This is a genomic window from Streptomyces sp. NBC_00258 (assembly GCF_036182465.1).
Classification (GTDB): Bacteria; Actinomycetota; Actinomycetes; order Streptomycetales; family Streptomycetaceae; genus Streptomyces.
Window position 1 is genome coordinate 7,582,633 of record NZ_CP108081.1, and the last position, 18,255, is coordinate 7,600,887.

Below are 18,255 nucleotides of genomic sequence, written 5' to 3' on the forward strand. Positions count from 1 at the left end.
CCCGACCCTCGGACGGCGACCCGCTCACCGCTACACCTCGGAGGGGGCTTCGCCGACGAAGCGGAACCGGCCGCCCTCGACCCGGTGCAGGAAGATGCCCCAGCCGGCGAACGTGCCGTCCTCCGGCTTGAACGAGAACTCCTTGGTGATGCCCTTGTAGCGGCTCTTGCGCAGCAGGCCCACCAACTCCTGGCGCTTCGGCGGCCGTCCGCCCTTCGTGGCCCTCACCAGCTCCTGGAGGAGGAGGCGGACGGCGTCGTACGCCTCGGCGGCGAAGTAGCCGGGCGCGGCTCCATAGCGCTTGCGGAAGGCCGCGGTGAAGGCCGCCGCCGCGGGTACGGCGGAGGGGTCGACGAAGGAGGAGGTCAGCAGCCATCCCTCGGCCGCGTCACCCGCCAGCTCCAGGAACGCCGGGTCGATCACCGCCTGCGAGGCGAGCCGCGGCCCGTCGAAACCCGCCGCTGTCAGTTCCCGGGCCACCTGGGCCGCCCCCTGCGCGTAGCCGGCGTAGACGAAGGAGCCGATGCCGGCCCGCAGCATGTCGGCGATCACGGGCCCCAGGTCGTCCGTGCCCGCCGGGACCACCCGGGGATAGGCCGGCCGGCCCAGTTGGCGCAGCATCATGGCGTTGATCGAGGCGGACTCCTGGGCGTACGTCTGCGCGGTGCGGTCCTGGAGCAGACCGGCGCGCCGCGTCCCCTTCTGCCCCATGAGGTAGACGCTGATCGGGAGGGAGAGGGCGGCGTCGCTGGGGCGGCAGTGCACGAAGGACCGGTACTGCTGCGTGGTCAGGAGCACTCCCCCCGCCGAGACGCACAGCAGCGGCAGCAGGGCTTCGTCGTACGCGCCGAGGACCGCGTTGGCCGTCTCGTCGTTGGTCGGGCCGAGCACGGCGAGCACGTCGGTGTCCTGGATCAGCTTCTTGGCCGCGGCGGGCGCCCGCCCCGCGGCGCCGCCGTCGTCGACGGTCTTCAGGGTGAGCTCGAAGGGCTTGTCCTTACGGGAGTTGAACTGCTCGACCGCCAGCCGCGCGCCCCGCTCCTGCGCCTGTCCCGCCGTCCGCCGGGGACCGCTCAGATCCGCCTGTACGCCGATGGCCCAGCGGCGGGCCCCCGACGCCGACCCGCCCGGGGTGTCCTCGTCGCGCAGGGCGGCCCAGGCCGCGGTTCCGCCCGCCGCCAGGAGGACCGCCGCGCCGGAGGCCAGGAGCAGCCGCCGACGGCCGGGCGACGGCGGCTCCGCGTCCCCCGATGCCGATGTGGATGTAGATGCCGATGCCTCGGCGACGGTCGGCTCGATGTCCGGAAGCGCCAGCATCTCGGCCGAACGGTCGGCGATGATCCGTACGACATCCTCGGGCAGCCAGTCGATCCGCCCGCCCTCGGGGACCGCGTCCTCGACCAGCAGGACCGTTCCGAACTGCTCGGCCGTCGGACGGTCCGCCGGGTCCTTCGTCAGGCACAGGTGCAGCAGCGTCAGCAGTTCGACGCCTTCCGTGTCCTCCCCGGCCTCGATGCCGGCCAGGTCGAGTTCGTCGTGGACCGTGCGGTAGAGCAGGGCGTCGGCCGTGCCGGTGCCGAACGGCGGACGGCCGCTCGCCGCGTACGCGAGCAGACAGCCCAGCGAGAAGATGTCGCTCGCCGGGCCCACCGCCGCGCCGCGCGCCTCGGCCTGCTCGGGGGAGAGGAAACCGGGCGTGCCGACGACCAGGTCGGTGGAGGTGATCGCGGTCTCGTCGGTCGCGCGGGCGATCCCGAAGTCGATGAGGCGCGGACCGTCCACGGCGAGCAGGACGTTGGCGGGCTTGACGTCGCGGTGGACGAGACCGGCGGCGTGCACCTCGCGCAGTGCCGCGGCGAGCATCCGGCCCAGGACGCGCACGCTGCGGGTGGGCAACGGGCCGTGGCGGGCGACCGCCTCCTCCAGGGAGGGGCCGGGTACGAAGGCGGTGGCCAGCCAGGGCTCGTCCGCGTCCGGGTCGGCGCCGGTGACCGGCACCGCCCAGGGGCTGGTCACCCGGCGGGCCGTCTCGACCTCACGGCGGAACCGGGCGCGGAAGTCCGGCTCGTGCGCGTACTCGGCCTGGATGACCTTGACGGCTGCCAGCGCCCCGGCCTCCGTACGGCCGAGGTAGACCACGCCCATGCCGCCCGCGCCGAGGCGGGCCAGCAGTCGGTGTCCGCCTATGGAGGCGGGGTCGGTGGGGAGCAGCCGCTCGCTCATTCCGGCGCCTCCAGTTCGGTCTGGGCGCGGCTCAGCATCTGGTTCACTCCCTGTACCAAGGCGGTGTTGACCTCTTCGTCGGCGCGGCCCTTGGCCCCCTTGCCGACGGCGGCCACGGTGACCTGGCCCAGACGGCTCTGCACCCAGTAGTAGTAGCGGGGGCCGCCGAGCTCGTCGCTGTAGTACTTGGCCGACTCGGAGAGCGTGTCCTCGGAGGTGAAGTTGCCCATCAGGCCGAAGACCGCGCCTTGGGAGAGCAGTCCCGTGATCCGCTCGCCCTGGCGGAGCTGCTGGTCGGGGCAGCGCAGCCCTTCTTCGAGGGACTCGGCCATCTCCCACTCGGCGTCCGTCACGGACCGGTGCACGGTGGCGACGGCGGCGACACGGATCGGGCCCTTGCCGTCCTCCGCGGGCAGTTCCATGTAGCGGGTGAGGGTGGAGAGGACTGTCGCGGGCAGTGGCTCGCGCTGCCAGACGCAGTTCGCGTCGAGCACCGGCCAGTCGCCCGGGCCGCTCTCGTACGGGCTGCGCCTGACGAAACCGGGTCCCAGGTCGCCGGGCGTCCCGGCGACGGTGCCGGCCAGGCGCACCGCCTCCGCGCGGGTCTTCGGCGCGCGGCCGGGATCGGGGGAGAAGTCCAGGCCCGCGGTACTGGCGCCGGGGGTGGGACCGGGGGTCGGGCTGGAGCGGGTGTCACCGCTCGCGGCCGGGCTCTTGGAGCCGGTGGATCCGGACCCGGTGGGCTTGGCGGTTCCGTCGCCCCCGCCCCCCGAACAGCCGGCCAATAACAGCCCGGCGGACAAGATGCCGACGCCCAGCCGCACACGTCTTCGGCTCACCATCAACTCCCCCAACTCCCCACACACGTACGCGTGTTCCCCCGCAGGGAGAGTAGCGACTATGCCCCTGGGGTACTACGGCTCCGGCGGAGTCCGTCGTTCCTCGGAGCCGGAATTTCCGCGGAGCCGAACGAGGAGCGCGGCGGCCGGGGTGCGCGGCCGCCGAGGCGTGCTGCTCACCGGCGGCAGCCGCTCCCGGAGGCGGATCCTGTATAACGGCAGGAGGGCGCAGAGCGAGACCGCGCGAAGAGAACCGGAGGGAGGGCAGCCGATGACACGGACCTGGGCACAGCTGAAGCCCGCCGTCCTGCTGTTCGTTCTCCTTCTGCAGGTGGCGCTCCTCGACACCGGCAGCCTCGCCGGAGCCGTCGCCGTCACGTTCGCGGCGACCGCCGCGGCCGGGTCCGCGCTCGCCGCCTGTTCCCTCATCGCCTCACGGCTCGCGCCCGCAGTTCCCCGTACGAGAGTCCGTACGGCGATGCGCGACCGTGAGAAGCGCACGGCGTTCCTGCCGCAGCGCGACCCCGACGCCCGGGGGCGCAGGCGTCCCCGAGCACCCGGCCGTTCCCTCCTGACGGCCGCGTAGGGGACCACTCTCCGGACGCTCTGAGAGCGTCCACAGGTCTTCGGGACGCTCTCAGAGCGTCCGCAGGAGATTTCCGGAGAACCTCAGCAGACCCCCTCGCGGGTCGTCATGCCGACGTACGTCACGTCTCATCTCCTCGGCACGACGAGACCCACGGAGGGCTCATCCATGTCCGGCTTCTCTTCCCTCTTCTCTTCCTTCATGTCCGCTTTCGCGAGCCTCGTCGAGGGGCTCGCCGAACTGCTCGAACCGCTCTTCCAGGCCTCCGCGGCGGCCGCAGCGATCGTCCTGTTCACCGCGCTCGTACGACTCCTCGTGCATCCCCTCTCCCGGGCCTCGGCGCGCGGGCAGCGGGCGCGGGCCGCCCTGCAGCCGCAGATCGCCGCACTGCGCAGGAAGCACGGCAAGAACCCCGAGAAGCTGCAGAAGGCGGTGCTGGAGCTGCACGCCAAGGAGAAGGTCTCGCCGCTCTCCGGCTGCCTGCCCAGCCTCTTCCAGCTGCCGGCCTTCTTCCTCCTCTACCACCTGTTCTCGAACTCGCAGATCGGCGGCGAGGCGAACTCCCTGCTCGCCCACCAGCTCTTCGCCGCGCCGCTCGGCGACCGTTGGGCGGACGCCCTCGGCGACGGCGGGGTCCTCGGGGCGCCCGGTCTGGTGTACCTGGCCCTGTTCGTGATCGTCGCGGCCGTCGCCACCTTCAACTACCGGCGTACGAAGCGGATGATGGCGGCCAGTGCCGCGGTGGCTCCGGTGACCGGTGGCGACCGGGGCGAGCAGCAGGTGCCCGGGCTCGGCGCGATCACCAAGGTCATGCCGCTGATGTCCTTCCTGACGCTGTTCACCGTGGCGGTGGTGCCGCTCGCCGCCGCGCTGTACGTGGTGACCAGTACGACGTGGAGCGCGGTCGAGCGGGCCGTGCTGTACCGGGACATGCCGGGGGCGGCGCCGGCCGCCGCGGTGCTCGGCTGACACGGCGGGGATCCACAGGAAGCCCCGGGGAGCCGCAGGGATCCATGGGCTCGGCTGCCGGTTCGGATGGGCGGTTACGGTCCAGTCCGTGAACCGGGTATTGCGGACTGGACGCCGACCTTGGACGATCGACCAGTCCTCCGATGGCTGCACCCGTCGGACGGGCCGCCCGCGATCAAGGGAGATTGTGATCATGAAGCTGCTGCGAGTCGGTACGACAGGGGCCGAGCGCCCCGCGCTCCTCGATGCCGAGAGAGTCCTGCGGGACCTGTCGGGCGTCGTGCCGGACATCGACGGGGCGCTGCTCGCCGACGACGTGGCGCTCGGCCGGATCCGTACCGCCGCCGAGGCCGGGGAGCTGCCCGTGCTCGACGCGGACGGGCTGCGGGTCGGCCCGCCCGTCGCCCGGATCGGCAAGGTCGTCTGCATCGGCCTCAACTACCACGACCACGCCAAGGAGACCGGCGCCGAGCCGCCCGCCGAGCCGGTGATCTTCTTCAAGGCGGCGGACACGGTCGTCGGGCCGTACGACACCGTGCTCGTGCCGCGCGGCTCGGTGAAGACCGACTGGGAGGTCGAGCTGGCCGTCGTCATCGGGCGCACGGCCCGGTACCTCGGCTCGCACGAGGAGGCGCTCGCGCATGTCGCCGGGTACGCGGTGGCGCACGACGTGTCCGAGCGGGAGTTCCAGATCGAGCGGGGCGGGACCTGGGACAAGGGGAAGAACTGCGAGACGTTCAACCCGCTCGGGCCGTGGCTCGTGACGGCGGACGAGGTTCCCGATCCGCAGCGGCTGGGGCTGAAGTTGTGGGTCAACGGGGAGCTGCGGCAGGACGGGAGTACGTCCGACCAGATCTTCCCCGTTGCCGAAGTCGTGCGGTATGTGAGTCAGTTCATGACTCTCTATCCCGGAGACGTCATCAACACCGGGACGCCGGCGGGAGTTGCTCTGGGGATGCCCGAGCCCAAGCCGTTCCTGCGGGCGGGGGATGTCGTGGAGCTGGAGATCGAGGGGCTTGGGCGGCAGCGGCAGGAATTCAAGCCGGCGTAGCGCTCCGCTGGGTGGGGCGGGGGACTGCGGTGCGTTGTCGGGTGCGGGGCCGTTGTGGCTGGCCGCGCAGTTCCCCGCGCCCCTGAAAGCGAAAGATTGCGCAGTTCCCCGCGCCCCTGAAGAGTCCCCCGTGCCTTAAAGCGTTGCCGCGAAGTGCTCCAGCGCCTCCACCACCATTGCGTGGTCCTCCAGTTGGGGTAGCCCGGAGACCACGACCGTGCCGATTACGCCTGCGCCCTCGACGGTGATCGGGAAGGCTCCGCCGTGGGCCGCGTACACGTCCGGGTCCAGGCGGGAGGAGTCCTCGAACGTCGTGTTCTTGGCTCGGAAGCGGGTGCCGACCAGGAGGGACGAGGCGGCGTAGCGGTCGACGACCCGGCGTTTGCGGTCGATCCAGGCGTCGTTGTCGGGGGTGGAGCCCGGGAGGGCGGCGTGGAAGAGCTGCTGGCCTCCGCGGCGGATGTCGATGGCGACCGGGGCGTTGCGCTCGCGGGCCAGTTCGACGAGGAGTGTGCCGAGGGCCCACGCGTCGTCGTACGTGAAGTGAGGGAGCGTCAGGCGACGCTCCTGCTCCTCCAGTTCGGCGACGGTCGGTGCGGTGGTCGGTGCGGTCGGGGCGCTCACAGGGTCACCGTCACGTTCTCGCGGGCCGAGCGGCGCGCGCCTTCCAGGACGTCCAGGGCGGCGGCGGCCTCCAGTGCGGTGACCGGGTTCTCGCCGGTGCCGCTCAGGGCGGCGGCGACGGCCGCGTAGTACGCGGGGTAGGCGCCCGGGAGGGTCGGGACCGGGGTGCCTCCGCCGGTCGCCGGGGACTCGCCGGAGCCGACGCGGCCCCACAGCTCCTCCGGCTCGACGCCCCACTCCTTCTCCTTGCCCGCGACCGGGCGCTCACCGTCGCGCAGGGCGGCCTCCTGGGGGTCGAGGCCGTACTTCACGTAACCGGCCTTCGAGCCCAGCGTGCGGAAGCGCGGGCCGAGTTGGGCGGTCGTCGCGGAGGCGTAGAGGTGGGAGCGGACGCCGTTCGTGTGCGTGATCGCGATGAACGTGTCGTCGTCCGCCTCGGCACCCGGGCGGCGTACGTCCGACTCCGCGTACACCGCGGCCGCCGGGCCGAAGAGGACCAGAGCCTGGTCGACCACGTGGCTGCCGAGGTCGAACAGCAGACCTCCGACCTCTGCCGGGTCGCCGGACTCGCGCCAGCCGCCCTTGAGTTCGGGGCGCCAGCGCTCGAAACGGGACTCGAAGCGGTAGACGTCACCGAGGCCGCCCTCGGTGATCAGCTGCTGGAGGGTCAGGAAGTCGTTGTCCCAGCGGCGGTTCTGGAAGACGGAGAGAAGCAGTCCGCGCTCGTCGGCGAGGGCGGCGAGCTCGCGGGCGTCCGCCGCCGTGCCCGCGATCGGCTTGTCGACGACGACCGGCAGGCCCGCCTTGAGGGCGGCCGTGGCGATCGGGACGTGCGTCTTGTTCGGGGACGCGATGACGATCAGGTCCAGCTCGTCGGCGCGCGGCCAGAGCTCGTCGGGGGCCGCCGCGATCCGTACGTCCGGGAACTCGTCCCTCGCCTGCTGCTGCCGGTCCGCGTTCGACGTGACCACCGTGTCGAGGGTGAGGCCCTCGGTGGCGGCGATCAGCGGGGCGTGGAAGACGGAGCCCGCGAGACCGTAGCCGACGAGGCCTACGCGGAAGGGACCCTCGCGGACGGGGCCTTCGCCGAGGGAGGTGCCAGTGCCTGTACCAGTCATGCCCTCCACTTAAGCAACGCTGTTGCCAAAGTGCAAGCGCGGGGGACAATGGGGGTGTGGACGCACGGGGTACAGGCGCACGTGGTGCAGGGGCATGCGGTACAGGCGCACGCGGCACAAGGAGGATCTGAGTGGCTGGGATCGGGGCTGGTTCCGGAGCGGCCCGGGTGGGCGGCGGGGTGAACCTGCTCGCGCTGCGCAGTCACAACGCCGCCCTGCTGCTCGATCTGCTGCGGCGCGCCGGGCGTACGGGGATGAGCCGCCTCGAACTCGCGGAGCGTACGGGGCTGACGCCTCAGGCCGTCAGCAAGATCACCGCCCGCCTTCGGGAGGACGGGCTGGTGACCGAGGCCGGGCGCCAGGCCTCCACGGGCGGCAAGCCGCGCACGGTGCTGCGGCTGGTGCCCGAGGCCGGGCATGCGGTGGGGATGCATCTCGACCGGGACGAGCTGCGGGTCGTGCTCGTCGATCTCACGGGGGCGGTCGTGGGGGAGCGGTGTGCTCCGCTGGATCTGGGGGCCGGGGCGGACGCCGTGCTGGACGTGGTCGTGGCGGAGTTCGGGGAGGTCGTGGCGGGGCTGGGGCTGGGGCTGGGGACGAGTGCGGAGGGGCAGGGAGGTGCCGGGGCCACCGTTCTCGGGGTCGGTGTCGCCATGCCCGGGCCCCTCGATCACACGCATGGAGTGCTGCACCGGGTGACCGGGTTTCCCGAGTGGGACGGCTTCCCGCTGCGCGACGCGCTGGCGCGGCGGCTCGGTGCGCCGGTCGTGCTGGACAAGGACACGAACGCCGCGGCGCTCGGGCTGGCGGTCGAGGGTGAGGCCGGGGCCTTCGCGTATCTCCATCTCGGTACGGGGCTGGGGGCCGGGCTGGTACTCGGCGGGGCCGTGCATCGCGGGTCCCGTACCGGGGCGGGCGAGTTCGGGCACCAAGTCATCCAGCTGGACGGGCCGCCCTGCTCCTGCGGCAACCGGGGGTGCGTCGAGGCGTTGTGCCTCGCGGCGGTGGCCCGGGGGGACGTGGACGAGGCGGCGCGTGTTCTCGGCGAGGGCGCCGCGAACCTTGTGGGGCTTCTGGACATCGACGTTGTGCTGCTGGGCGGACGCACGGTTGCGGCGGAGTCGGCGCGGTTCGTGCGGGGGGTCGGGACGGTGCTCGATGCCCGGGCTCGGCGGGAGGGGGTGGGGGTGTCCGTTCCCGTACGGGTTGCCTCCGGCGGGGGGCGGGGGGTTGCCGAGGGGGCGGCTCAGTTGTTGTTGGTGCCGTTGTTCGGGCGGGGCGAGGGGTGAGTTCTTTGGTGCGGGGGCTTGTGGCTTCCGCGGGTTCGGTGTCGGGTACGGGTCCGTTGTCGGGTGCTGGTCCGTCGTGGCTTGTCGCGCAGTTCCCCGCGCCCCTAGGTGGATCGGCCTCGGCCCCGCTATAACGGCCCAGCCCAGCCCAGCCCACTCCAGCCCACTCCAGCCCACCCCAGCCCCATCCTCAGCCCTGCGCAGGCCCAGGCCAGCCCCAGCCCAGCCTCATCCCCAGCCCAGGCCTGCCCCGCCGCAGCCGTGCGCTGCCCCGACCGGGCGCAATCCGTTCCCCGAACGGGCCCCGTGTCAGCGTGCCGGGGTCGGTGGGGGGTGAGGGCGTGGCAGGCTCCCGTGTCCATGCGACTGAGCAAGCCCGTGTGTCTCGCTGTCAGTGCTGCAGCCGCCCTCGTTCCCGTGTCCGCCGATGCCGCGGCGGGGGTGGACCAACGGCCGGGTCGGCCGACCTGTGCCGAGCCGGGGAACGGGGAGTTTCCCGTGCGTACGCGGATCCATGGCGGGCCCGCCGAGTACGACGCCGGGGGCGGGTTCCGGACCTGGTACATCGATCTCACCAACACCACCGACGCGACCTGCGGGAACATCCACCCGGTCGTCGTCCTCGTGGACGGGAAGCGGGCCCTGCGGCCGGAGCAGCCGCGGCTCGAGTTCTACGACGGGGAGCGGCCCCGTCCCGTCGGCTTCGAACGGACCGAGCAGGACGAGAACATCGGCGTACTCGGCTCCCCCGCGAGTGCGGCCGACGGACCCGCGGCCGAAGAGGCTCCGTTCCCCGGATTCACCGTGGCGCCCGGTGCGACCCTCTCCGTCAAGGTGCGGCTCGCGGTCACCTCGGACGCCGTGGCCAACGACGTCGTCGCGCACGCCGCCGTCGTGCAGCGGCAGGGGGACGACGACGGTGACTGGATCGGGCAGTCGAACGACTACCGCTTCCGCATCCTCGGCGAGGGGGAGCGTGAAGGGGGTGAGAGGGGCGAGGTCGGCGGCAAGGACGATGCAGGGACCACGGGTGACCGGGACCGTGTCGACGCCTCCGGGCGCGTACCGGACGGGATTCCCTTCGCGGAGGAGCTGGCCCGGACGGGGCTGCACTCGACCCGGGGGATCCTCGCCGCGACCGCCGGCGCGCTCCTGCTCCTCGGCGCGGGACTGGGCGCACTGCTCGCGGCCCGCCGCAGGCGCTGAGGGAGTCGCGGGAGCCGCGGGATTCTCTGCCCGGGCCGCTGCCGCCCCCTCCACCAAGATCGGGCGGATGGCTAGTCTGGAGGCGTCGGCACACAGCTGTGACGGCGTCCCCCACACCCGCGGCAGACCCGCACGGCTCACGCAGCACGCGTACGGCAGGAGACGGCACATGGCAGAGCGCAAGCCCATCGAATCGTGGCTCACCGACATGGACGGGGTGCTCATCCACGAGGGCGTGCCGATCCCCGGCGCCGACGCCTTCATAAAGAAGCTCAGGGAGTCCGGGAAGCCCTTCCTGGTGCTCACCAACAACTCCATCTACACGGCCCGCGACCTGCACGCCCGGCTGCGGCGGATGGGCCTGGACGTGCCCGTCGAGAACATCTGGACGTCCGCCCTGGCCACCGCCCAGTTCCTGGACGACCAGCGCCCCGACGGCTCCGCGTACGTCATCGGTGAGGCGGGTCTGACCACCGCGCTGCACGACATCGGGTACGTGCTGACCGACCACGACCCCGACTACGTGGTCCTGGGCGAGACCCGTACGTACTCCTTCGAGGCCATGACCAAGGCGGTGCGGCTGATCAACGACGGCGCCCGTTTCATCGCCACGAACCCCGACGAGACCGGCCCGTCGGCCGAGGGCGCGCTGCCCGCCACCGGCGCGGTCGCCGCGCTGATCACCAAGGCGACCGGCAAGAAGCCGTACTTCGCGGGCAAGCCGAACCCGCTGATGATGCGTACCGGACTCAACACCATCGGGGCGCACTCCGAGACCAGCGCGATGATCGGCGACCGGATGGACACGGACGTCCTGGCCGGCCTGGAGGCGGGCATGGAGACCTTCCTCGTCCTCACCGGTCTCACCGGCCGGGCGGAGATCGAGAAGTACCCCTACCGTCCGTCCACGGTCGTCGACTCCATCGCGGACCTCGTCGACCGCGTCTGAGCCATCCGTGAGCCGTCCGTGAGCCGTCCGTACGGGAGCGCCATCCGCCTGGGACGGCCACCCGTACGGAGCAGCGGACCCCCTCCCCGGATGCGTCCCCGTGCCCCGAGGAGGACGCTCCAGATATCTGGAGGTTCACGATGGGTTCACTGCGACTGACTCTCTGTGCCGGGGTGGTGGCTGCCGCCGCACTCGCCCCCACCGCGTACGCGGCCGACGGGGGAGTCTCCGTGACCCCGGGGTCCCCGGCCCCCGGCAGCGACATCCGGCTGCGGGTCCAGGGCTGCTCCGGGATGTCGGGCACCGCCGCGTCCGAGGCGTTCGTCGCCGACGCGCAGCTCACCGGGAAGCCCGGGGTCCTCACCGGCGAGACCCGCGTCCGCTCGACGCTCGACCCCGGCACGTACGACGTCAAGGTCACCTGCGACGGCTTCGAGGACAAGGTCAAGGGCGCCATCAGCGTCGTCGACAAGAAGCAGCGGGAGAAGCAGGAGAAGCAGGAACAGAACGAGAAGAAGGAACAGCGGGAGCAGAAGGAGGAGCAGCCCGGGGACTCGGCGGCTTCGCCCGTCGCGCCCGCGTCCCCGGTCGCGCCCGTGCAGGCGGGCGGCGGCGGGTCCGCGCGGCTCGCCGTCGTCGACGCCCGCTCGGAGGGGCCCGGCACCCGGCACGCGGTGATCGGGCTGGTCCTGGCCGGTGTCGCCGCCGTCGCCGTGGCGGTCCGCAGTTCCCGTCGGAGTCGCGGGAGTACCCGCGGTACGGACTGACCGGCCATGTCCGACCGGGAACACACCTCCGGCGGCGGCCGTCTGCTCATGGGCGTGGCCTGGGCGCTGCTGCTCCTCGGGCTGTGGCTGTGGGGCCGCGAGGTGACCGACGTGCGCCAGGGCATATCCGCGCCGACCACGGGTGACGTGGCAGCGGTCGGGCGGCCCCTCGGAGTCGAACTGCCGCCCGCGGCCGAACCGTTGGGGGACGCGCGGCCCCAGCGCGTGGACATCCCCGCGCTGGGCGTACAGGCACCCGTGGTGACCCGCGGGCTCGACCCCCGCGGGGCGATCGACCCGCCGCCGTACGGACAGCCGGGGACCGTCGGCTGGTACGGGGACGGTGCGCGGCCCGGGGCGGCCGGGACCGCGCTGCTCGTTGGGCACGTGGACACCGAGACCCGGCCCGCGGTCTTCTACCACCTCAGCGAGGTGCGGCCGGGCGAGACGGTCCGGGTGATCCGCGACGACGGCAGGGTCGCCGAGTTCACCGTCGAGGACGTCCAGGTCTTCGCCCGGGACCGCTTCGACGCCGAGAAGGTGTACGGGACACGGCAGACCGGCCGCGCCGAACTGCGCCTGATCACCTGCGGCGGCACCTTCGACCGGACCAGCCGCACCTACACGGCGAACGTGGTCGTCTCCGCGTACCTCAGCGGCACCGGTCTGTGAGCCCCGAGCAGCCTTTGCCCGAACTCCTCGTACCGCACCTGGCCCGGTCGACGACTCGCTCCCCCCGGAGCCGCCGACCGGGCTGGTCCTCGACCGTGGGCGCCCGGGCTGCGGGAGTAACCCGGCGGCCGGCACGGGAGGTTCAGGGGCCCGTACACGCGTCATGAACGCGCCTCACGAATGGTCCGACAGCCGGGGCCGGGGCCGTCTGACAAGACTCTAGTTCGGATGAGCGCTGCGGCCTAGGGTCTGATTGACGCCAAGTCCCGTACCGGTGGCGCTGTGTTACCCGCGCAGCTGGTCGTGGGGTCCACGCAGGTCCGGGGTGCTCGCGGCGCAGCTCTGAGGGGTCCTCCGAGCCCGCGATCACGACCGTCGCGACCTTGTCGAGGGGCAGCGACCCGACCGACGCGCACGCAGCTGGAGAGCACCTCCTGCAACCGGCCCGTCGGCGGCCGGTACCGGGTGGGGCCCGGCCGGACCTCCCGGCTGCTGCGGTGCATGTCCGCGCCCTTCCCGACTCCGGCCACCGCCCCCGCACGTCCGTCCGGCGCCCACCCGGCACGGAGGGGGTGTAACAGCTAGTGGACAAGGAGCGGGCGCGCTCGTGGGCGGACCGACACCTATGTCAGGATTGGGACTTCGGACGGTGCACCCGAGGGGGAGTTTGATGTACGGGAGCAGGGGGGCTGTGTCTCTTTTCGCCACTGGAGGGGTGGCAAAGGCGTCCGTGGCGGTGGCCGGAGCTGTGCTGCTGCTAGCGGGGTGTTCATCCTCGGACGGCGACGGCGACGGCGAGAAGGACGAGTCGGGCGCCAAGGTGAGCCAGCAGCCCAAGGACAAGGACCCGTTCTGGGTCAATCCCGATGGGAACGCGGCCGAGCAGGTGGCCACATATGTGAAGGACGGCAAGAAGGACGACGCCGAACTGATCCGCAAGATCGCAGAGCAGCCCACCGGTGAGTGGCTCACTCCGGAGAACGCCGAGCAGGAGGCGCGCGGCTTCACCGAGGCCGCCGCGAAGGCCGACCGGGACGCGCTGCTCGTCGTCTACAACATCCCGCACCGCGACTGCGGCCAGTTCTCCGGCGGCGGCGCCGCGGACGGCAACGCGTACCGGGGCTTCATCGACCAGGTCGCCAAGGGCATCGGCGACCGTGCGACCACGGTGATCCTGGAGCCGGACGCCGTGCTGCACATGGTGGACGGCTGCACCCCGGACGAGTTCCACGAGGAGCGCTACGACCTTCTGCGGGGCGCGGTCGAGAAGTTCAAGTCCCTGAAGAACACGAAGGTCTACCTGGACGCGGGCAACGCGGGCTGGGGCAAGACCGACGACATCGCCGAGCCGCTGAAACTGGCGGGCGTCGAGCAGGCCGACGGCTTCTCGGTCAACGTGTCCAACTTCTACAAGACGGCCGACAGCACGAAGTACGGCAAGGAGCTGTCCTCGAAGGTCGGCAACAAGCCGTTCGTGATCGACACCAGCCGCAACGGCAACGGCCCGTACACGGAAGGTGATCCGGCGGAGAACTGGTGCAACCCGCCCGGCCGCGCGCTCGGCGAGTCGCCCACGACCAAGACCGACGACGACCTCGTCGACGCGTACGTGTGGGTCAAGCGGCCCGGCGAGTCCGACGGCACGTGCAAGGGCGGCCCGAAGGCCGGCCAGTGGTGGCCCGAGTACGCGCTCAAGCTCGCGAAGGCGACCAAGTAGCAGCCCGCGGGCAACAGCCGGTAGGTGACCGCGAGCAACATCCCTACGTGACTGGGGGCGCCCTCCGCAAAGGAGGGCGCCCCCAGTCGTGTCACGCTCGGCGGGTCAGGGAATCTTGACCCACTGGGCCTTGCTCGGGGTGCCCTGGTCGTCCGTGACGAACAGCATGTACCAGCCGGACTCGACGAGGTTGCGGCTCTTGGGGATGGTGACCTCGATGCCGTTCTTCGTCTTCGTGAAGTCCAGCGCGATGGACCGCTGGTCGACGTCGGTGACGTGGGTCGACGCGCTCGGCCGGATCAGCCGGGCCGACTTGATCGACGAGGCGTGCTGCGAGGTGAACGTCCCGGTGCCGCCGCGCTCGATGGTCTTGGGACCGCCCGAGAGGGAGGGCCGCGAACCCTGGTACAGGTACGGCGGCGTATAGATCTCCACGCGCTGCTCGAACTTGCCCGGCTTGGTGTTGCCCTTGTCGGCGTAGAGCGAGTCCGAGCCGAAGAACATCACGCGGCCGTCGGGCAGCAGGATCGAGCCCGAGTGGTAGTTCCGGCCCACCAGCGGGTCGGCGACCCGCTTGAAGTCGTTGGACTTCGAGTCGTACATCCGCGCCTGGAGGATGTTGGAGGCACCGCGGCCGCGGTAGTCCTCCGAGCCGCCGGACACCAGCACGTCGTCGTTGGGCAGGATCGAGTACTGCGGGTAGCGCGTACCCTTCTCCAGCTCGGGACCGTCGACGAACTTCGGGTCGTCGGCCAGCAGGTCGATGATGCGGGTCTTCTTGCTGGACCGCTCGGACTCGCCGACCCCGCCACCGCCGATCACCATGTACTTCTCGTCCTGCGCGGGCGGCAGCAGCACCGTGCCCGCGGTCTCCAGGAGCTTCGGGTCGGACATGCCCTTGAGTTTGTTGAACTTGTTCGTCTTCAGGTCCCAGATGCCCGGGTCACGGCCGACGTCGTCGGGGCCGTAACCGGCGTTCGCGCCCGAGTAGAACAGCTTGCCGTTCTGCATCAGGGAGATCGCCGGGTAGGTCGGGAACTGCCTGACGCCCTTGGTGTACGTCCACTTCTTGGTCTTGGGGTCGTACACCTCGTTCTTGCCCGGCACGAGCTGGCCGATCTCGTCCAGTCCGGAGAGGCTGAGGATCTTGCCGTCGGACAGGGTGGTGAGCGTCGGGTACCAGCGCGCCTCGTTCATCGGGTCGACCTTGATGTACTTCTCGGCGACCGGGTCGAACTCGTAGGCGTCCTTGATGCCCTGGAAGTCCTTCTTGTCCAGGGCGAGCTTCTCGGCGATGCCGTACGTGTTGCGCGCTTCGGCGCCCGACAGGCCCTGCACGCGGTAGTTGTCCTGCGTACCCGTCTCGTACTTCTTGCCGCTCTTCTGCGCCTCGACGTAGATCCGGCCCAGGCCGGGCTCGTTGCGCAGGAACTTGCCGGTGTCCGGGTCGAAGACCTTCTTGGCCCGCTCGACGACGACCGGGTCCTTCGACACGAACGTCTTGCCGCCCTCCTTGCCCGTGAAGCGGGTGCCCGCGGGCAGGGTGATCGGCTTGTCCGGGTTCTCGTTGTGGACGACCATCAGGCCGCCGGCCTTGGTGATGTCGCCCTTGAGCTTCTCGTACCGCTTGGTGCCGCCCGCGATCAGCAGGTTGCCGTTGGGCAGTTGCGTATGGCCCGTGCAGAACAGGTCGGCCGGCGTCGGAACCTTCTTGATCGTCTTCTTGACCGGGTCCCAGACACGTGTGTCGAACTTCTTCGCGTCGAAGTTGTCCTGGTTGTTGCCGGAGCCCGCGATCAGCAGGATCTTGCCGGTGTGCAGGAGCGCGGCGTGGATGGTGTTGAGCCGGTACTCCTCCGGGAACTCGACGATGTCCCACTTGCCGTTGTCGGCCTTGTACTCAGGTCTGTTGATCTTGTACTCGTGGTACTGGTCCGACCCGAAGCGGTAGAGCGCGGGACCGTTCATCCCGGCCAGCGCAAGCACCACCGCCGCACCTATCGCGATGCGGCGGGCGCGGCGGCGGCTGGAACCGTCTTTCACTTCATTTCCCGTCTAACTTGTCTCGATGACTGGCGTACAAGGCTTTTCCGGCTGGGGGGCCGGGGCCGGGGGACGCGGCGGAGCCGCTGACGGAACTCAGCCCCCGGATTGGTGCTGCCGTCCCCCAAGGGCGATCTGCACGGTCTGGTCGTTGCCCCCGCCTGCCGCCCAGCTCGGCTTCTGCTGGGGCGTGTGCGGTGCGACCGGAGGCTGCTGTGAACTCTGTGGCTGGTGGGGAATGCGGCTGTCCTGCGGGGGCGCGGGCGGGTCCTGGGGACCGCCCTGCCGGTGCTTCCGCCCCTTCTTGTCCTGCCGCATCATCCAGCGCCAGGCGAACATCGGCGAGGCGGTGATCAGCAGCGCGAACGACGCCCAGATGATCATCGCCGGGTGGGCGTGACCGTAGACGAAGCCGGCGGCGATCGAGCCGGCGAAGATCAGGATGAAGTACCAGTGGTACCGGAAGGTCCCGAACCAGGTGTCGGGGCTCGCGGAATCGCCCTTCGGGGTGACCACGAACTTGCTCTTGCGACGCAGCACGGAGTCGATCAGTGCCTTCGCGTAGAGCGGCGCCGACAGCGCGGACATGATCATGCCGGCCACACCGCCGGAGCCCTCCGGCTCGTGCGGCGAGACGTTGTGGCGGCGGTTCCAGACGTAGAGACCGATCTGCAGCGCCGAGGCGTTGCCGTAGAGCATCAGCCAGATCGCCGGGTCGATGTTCACACCCGAGGCGCCCAGGCCCAGGAACAGCGCACAGCTCAGCGCCGCCAGAAGCCAGTTGAGGGCCGACATCGGGTAGAAGATGATCATCATCGTGTAGTTGAAGAGCTTGCTCGGCGGAAGCGAGTACCAGCCCTTCCAGTACTGCTTGAGGATCGTCTCGTACGTCCCTCGCGACCAGCGCATCTGCTGGGTGAAGAAGTCCGTCCAGGCGTTCGGGCCCTCACCGACGGCCAGCACGTCCGGCGTGTAGACCGAGCGCCACTTCTTGCCCGTCGCCGGGTTCTTGTGGCGGTGGATCTCGAAGCCGGTCGCCATGTCCTCGGTGATCGAGTCGTACAGACCGCCGATCTGCTTCAGCGCCTTGATGCGTACGGCGTTGGACGTGCCGACGAACATCGGGGAGCCGTAGGCGTTGCCGGCCCGCTGGATCAGCGCGTGGAACAGGAACTGCTGCGACTCGGCGGCCTTGGTGATCGGGTTGTCGTAGTTGCCGTAGACCTGCGGGCCGATCACGAAGCCGACGTTCGGGTCGCGGAAGAAGCCGAGCATCCGCTCCAGGTAGTTCGGCAGCGGCACGTGGTCGGTGTCGACGGAGGCGAAGTAGTCGTAGTTGTCGCCGTGCGCGTCCAGCCAGGCGTTGTAGTTGCCGTGCTTGGTCTTGGCGCGGTGCGGGCCCTTGGGCATGTTCCACTTCGCGACGCCCTTGCGGGAGAAGTGGTGCACGCCGAGGCGCTCGCAGACGTCCCGGACCTCGGGGTCGTTGCCCTCGTCGAGCAGCCAGACGTGCATGAGGCCGCGGTGGCGGATCTTGACCGCGGCTTCGAGGGTCTTCGTCACCATCTCCAGCGGCTCCTTGCCGGGCACGAAGGAGGTGAGGAAGGCCACTCTCGTACCGGTCTCGGGCACCACCGGGATCGGGTCGCGGGCGACCAGCGTGGCGTGCGCGTTCGACAGCACGTTCATGCAGCGGAACAGCTCGATCAGACCGATCGAGACCAGCATGACCATGTCGAGCGTGGGCAGGAAGTCGTACGCGGGATAGTCCCGCTCGGTCCAGTGCGTGGGCTGGAGCAGCCAGGCCAGCAGCACGAGCGACAGCAGCGGCGCGGCACCCAGCATCAGGGCGGCGCGCAGCCGGTGCGGCTCCTGCGAGAGCAGCGAGCGGTACTGCACCTGGTACGGCTGGGTCGGATCGGGCTGTGTGAGAGGCCCCGCAAGCCTGCTGTAGTGCTCGTAGTCGTATCTCGGCAGTGTTTTCTTGATTCTCCGGAAGCTGCCGGTCCGAGTCTGTGACGGCACCCTCAGTTGGGTGGTCTCGGACGGATCGGAGTTCTGCCGGGCGCCCGTCGGCGTCGACGTCATGAGTCATCCCCCCACACGCGAACCATCGCGTGCTCGTTGTTCCGTTCGCCTGCTCATGTCCCCCTAGACATTCACAGGCGCATCAACAGCAGGCCCCCGCCACCACATCATCCA

Annotated in this window: 15 protein-coding genes; 9 read left to right on the forward strand and 6 right to left on the reverse strand. The window is 70.7% G+C overall.

The genetic code is table 11. The features are described from left to right. Positions 1 to 30: 30 nt before the first annotated feature. Both OG718_RS33795 and OG718_RS33800 read right to left on the reverse strand, forming a co-directional pair. Complete coding sequence (locus OG718_RS33795) at positions 31 to 2,223, reverse strand: bifunctional serine/threonine-protein kinase/ABC transporter substrate-binding protein (protein ID WP_328845945.1); 2,193 nt, start codon at positions 2,221 to 2,223, stop codon at positions 31 to 33. Continuing rightward, complete coding sequence (locus OG718_RS33800; RefSeq protein WP_328845946.1) at positions 2,220 to 3,062, reverse strand: hypothetical protein; 843 nt, start codon at positions 3,060 to 3,062, stop codon at positions 2,220 to 2,222. Before OG718_RS33800 ends, OG718_RS33795 begins: the two co-directional genes overlap by 4 nt. 271 nt (positions 3,063 to 3,333) lie before the next feature. Between OG718_RS33800 and OG718_RS33805 the strand changes: the two genes are divergently transcribed. The 3 genes from OG718_RS33805 to OG718_RS33815 all read left to right on the forward strand — a co-directional run bounded on the left by OG718_RS33805 (position 3,334) and on the right by OG718_RS33815 (position 5,668). Next, on the forward strand, positions 3,334 to 3,648 hold the full coding sequence (locus OG718_RS33805; RefSeq protein ID WP_143632551.1) for a DUF6412 domain-containing protein: 315 nt from the start codon (positions 3,334 to 3,336) through the stop codon (positions 3,646 to 3,648). A 201-nt stretch (positions 3,649 to 3,849) separates the two neighbouring features. Further along, a complete protein-coding gene (locus OG718_RS33810) occupies positions 3,850 to 4,617 on the forward strand; it encodes a YidC/Oxa1 family membrane protein insertase (protein ID WP_143632549.1) in 768 nt (255 codons plus the stop codon). Positions 4,618 to 4,810: 193 nt separating this feature from the next. Beyond that, the gene (locus tag OG718_RS33815; RefSeq protein ID WP_328845947.1) at positions 4,811 to 5,668 is read left to right on the forward strand and encodes a fumarylacetoacetate hydrolase family protein; all 858 of its coding nucleotides are present in this window, start codon (positions 4,811 to 4,813) and stop codon (positions 5,666 to 5,668) included. Positions 5,669 to 5,803: 135 nt separating this feature from the next. Here the strand turns inward: OG718_RS33815 and OG718_RS33820 are convergent, their stop codons facing one another. Together OG718_RS33820 and OG718_RS33825 are read right to left on the reverse strand one after the other, a co-directional pair. Next, positions 5,804 to 6,292 carry a heme-degrading domain-containing protein gene (locus OG718_RS33820; protein ID WP_328845948.1) on the reverse strand — a complete coding sequence of 163 codons (489 nt, stop codon included), beginning with the start codon at positions 6,290 to 6,292 and terminating at the stop codon, positions 5,804 to 5,806. Then, positions 6,289 to 7,410, reverse strand: coding sequence for a Gfo/Idh/MocA family protein (locus tag OG718_RS33825; RefSeq protein ID WP_143632543.1), 1,122 nt, complete (start codon positions 7,408 to 7,410; stop codon positions 6,289 to 6,291). Before OG718_RS33825 ends, OG718_RS33820 begins: the two co-directional genes overlap by 4 nt. 131 nt (positions 7,411 to 7,541) lie before the next feature. Here OG718_RS33825 and OG718_RS33830 point away from each other — a divergent pair, with 131 nt between their 5' ends. From OG718_RS33830 to OG718_RS33855, 6 genes are all read left to right on the forward strand, one after another. After that, a complete protein-coding gene (locus tag OG718_RS33830) occupies positions 7,542 to 8,699 on the forward strand; it encodes an ROK family transcriptional regulator (protein ID WP_328845949.1) in 1,158 nt (385 codons plus the stop codon). A 498-nt stretch (positions 8,700 to 9,197) separates the two neighbouring features. Continuing rightward, complete coding sequence (locus OG718_RS33835) at positions 9,198 to 9,905, forward strand: hypothetical protein (protein WP_328845950.1); 708 nt, start codon at positions 9,198 to 9,200, stop codon at positions 9,903 to 9,905. 169 nt (positions 9,906 to 10,074) lie between these two features. Then, positions 10,075 to 10,854 (forward strand): HAD-IIA family hydrolase, encoded by a 780-nt coding sequence (locus OG718_RS33840; protein ID WP_143632539.1) that lies wholly within the window; start codon positions 10,075 to 10,077, stop codon positions 10,852 to 10,854. A 140-nt stretch (positions 10,855 to 10,994) separates the two neighbouring features. Further along, positions 10,995 to 11,621 carry a hypothetical protein gene (locus OG718_RS33845; RefSeq protein WP_143632537.1) on the forward strand — a complete coding sequence of 209 codons (627 nt, stop codon included), beginning with the start codon at positions 10,995 to 10,997 and terminating at the stop codon, positions 11,619 to 11,621. 6 nt (positions 11,622 to 11,627) lie between these two features. After that, on the forward strand, positions 11,628 to 12,293 hold the full coding sequence (locus tag OG718_RS33850; protein WP_143632535.1) for a class F sortase: 666 nt from the start codon (positions 11,628 to 11,630) through the stop codon (positions 12,291 to 12,293). A 670-nt stretch (positions 12,294 to 12,963) separates the two neighbouring features. Next, on the forward strand, positions 12,964 to 14,010 hold the full coding sequence (locus tag OG718_RS33855) for a glycoside hydrolase family 6 protein (protein ID WP_328845951.1): 1,047 nt from the start codon (positions 12,964 to 12,966) through the stop codon (positions 14,008 to 14,010). Positions 14,011 to 14,115: 105 nt separating this feature from the next. Here OG718_RS33855 and OG718_RS33860 read toward each other — a convergent pair whose 3' ends face one another. Beyond that, positions 14,116 to 16,053, reverse strand: coding sequence for a kelch motif-containing protein (locus OG718_RS33860; protein WP_143632530.1), 1,938 nt, complete (start codon positions 16,051 to 16,053; stop codon positions 14,116 to 14,118). A gap of 96 nt (positions 16,054 to 16,149) precedes the next feature. Next, positions 16,150 to 18,141: a glycosyltransferase family 2 protein gene (locus OG718_RS33865; protein WP_143632528.1), complete on the reverse strand. Its 1,992-nt coding sequence runs from the start codon at positions 18,139 to 18,141 to the stop codon at positions 16,150 to 16,152. Positions 18,142 to 18,255: the final 114 nt, after the last annotated feature.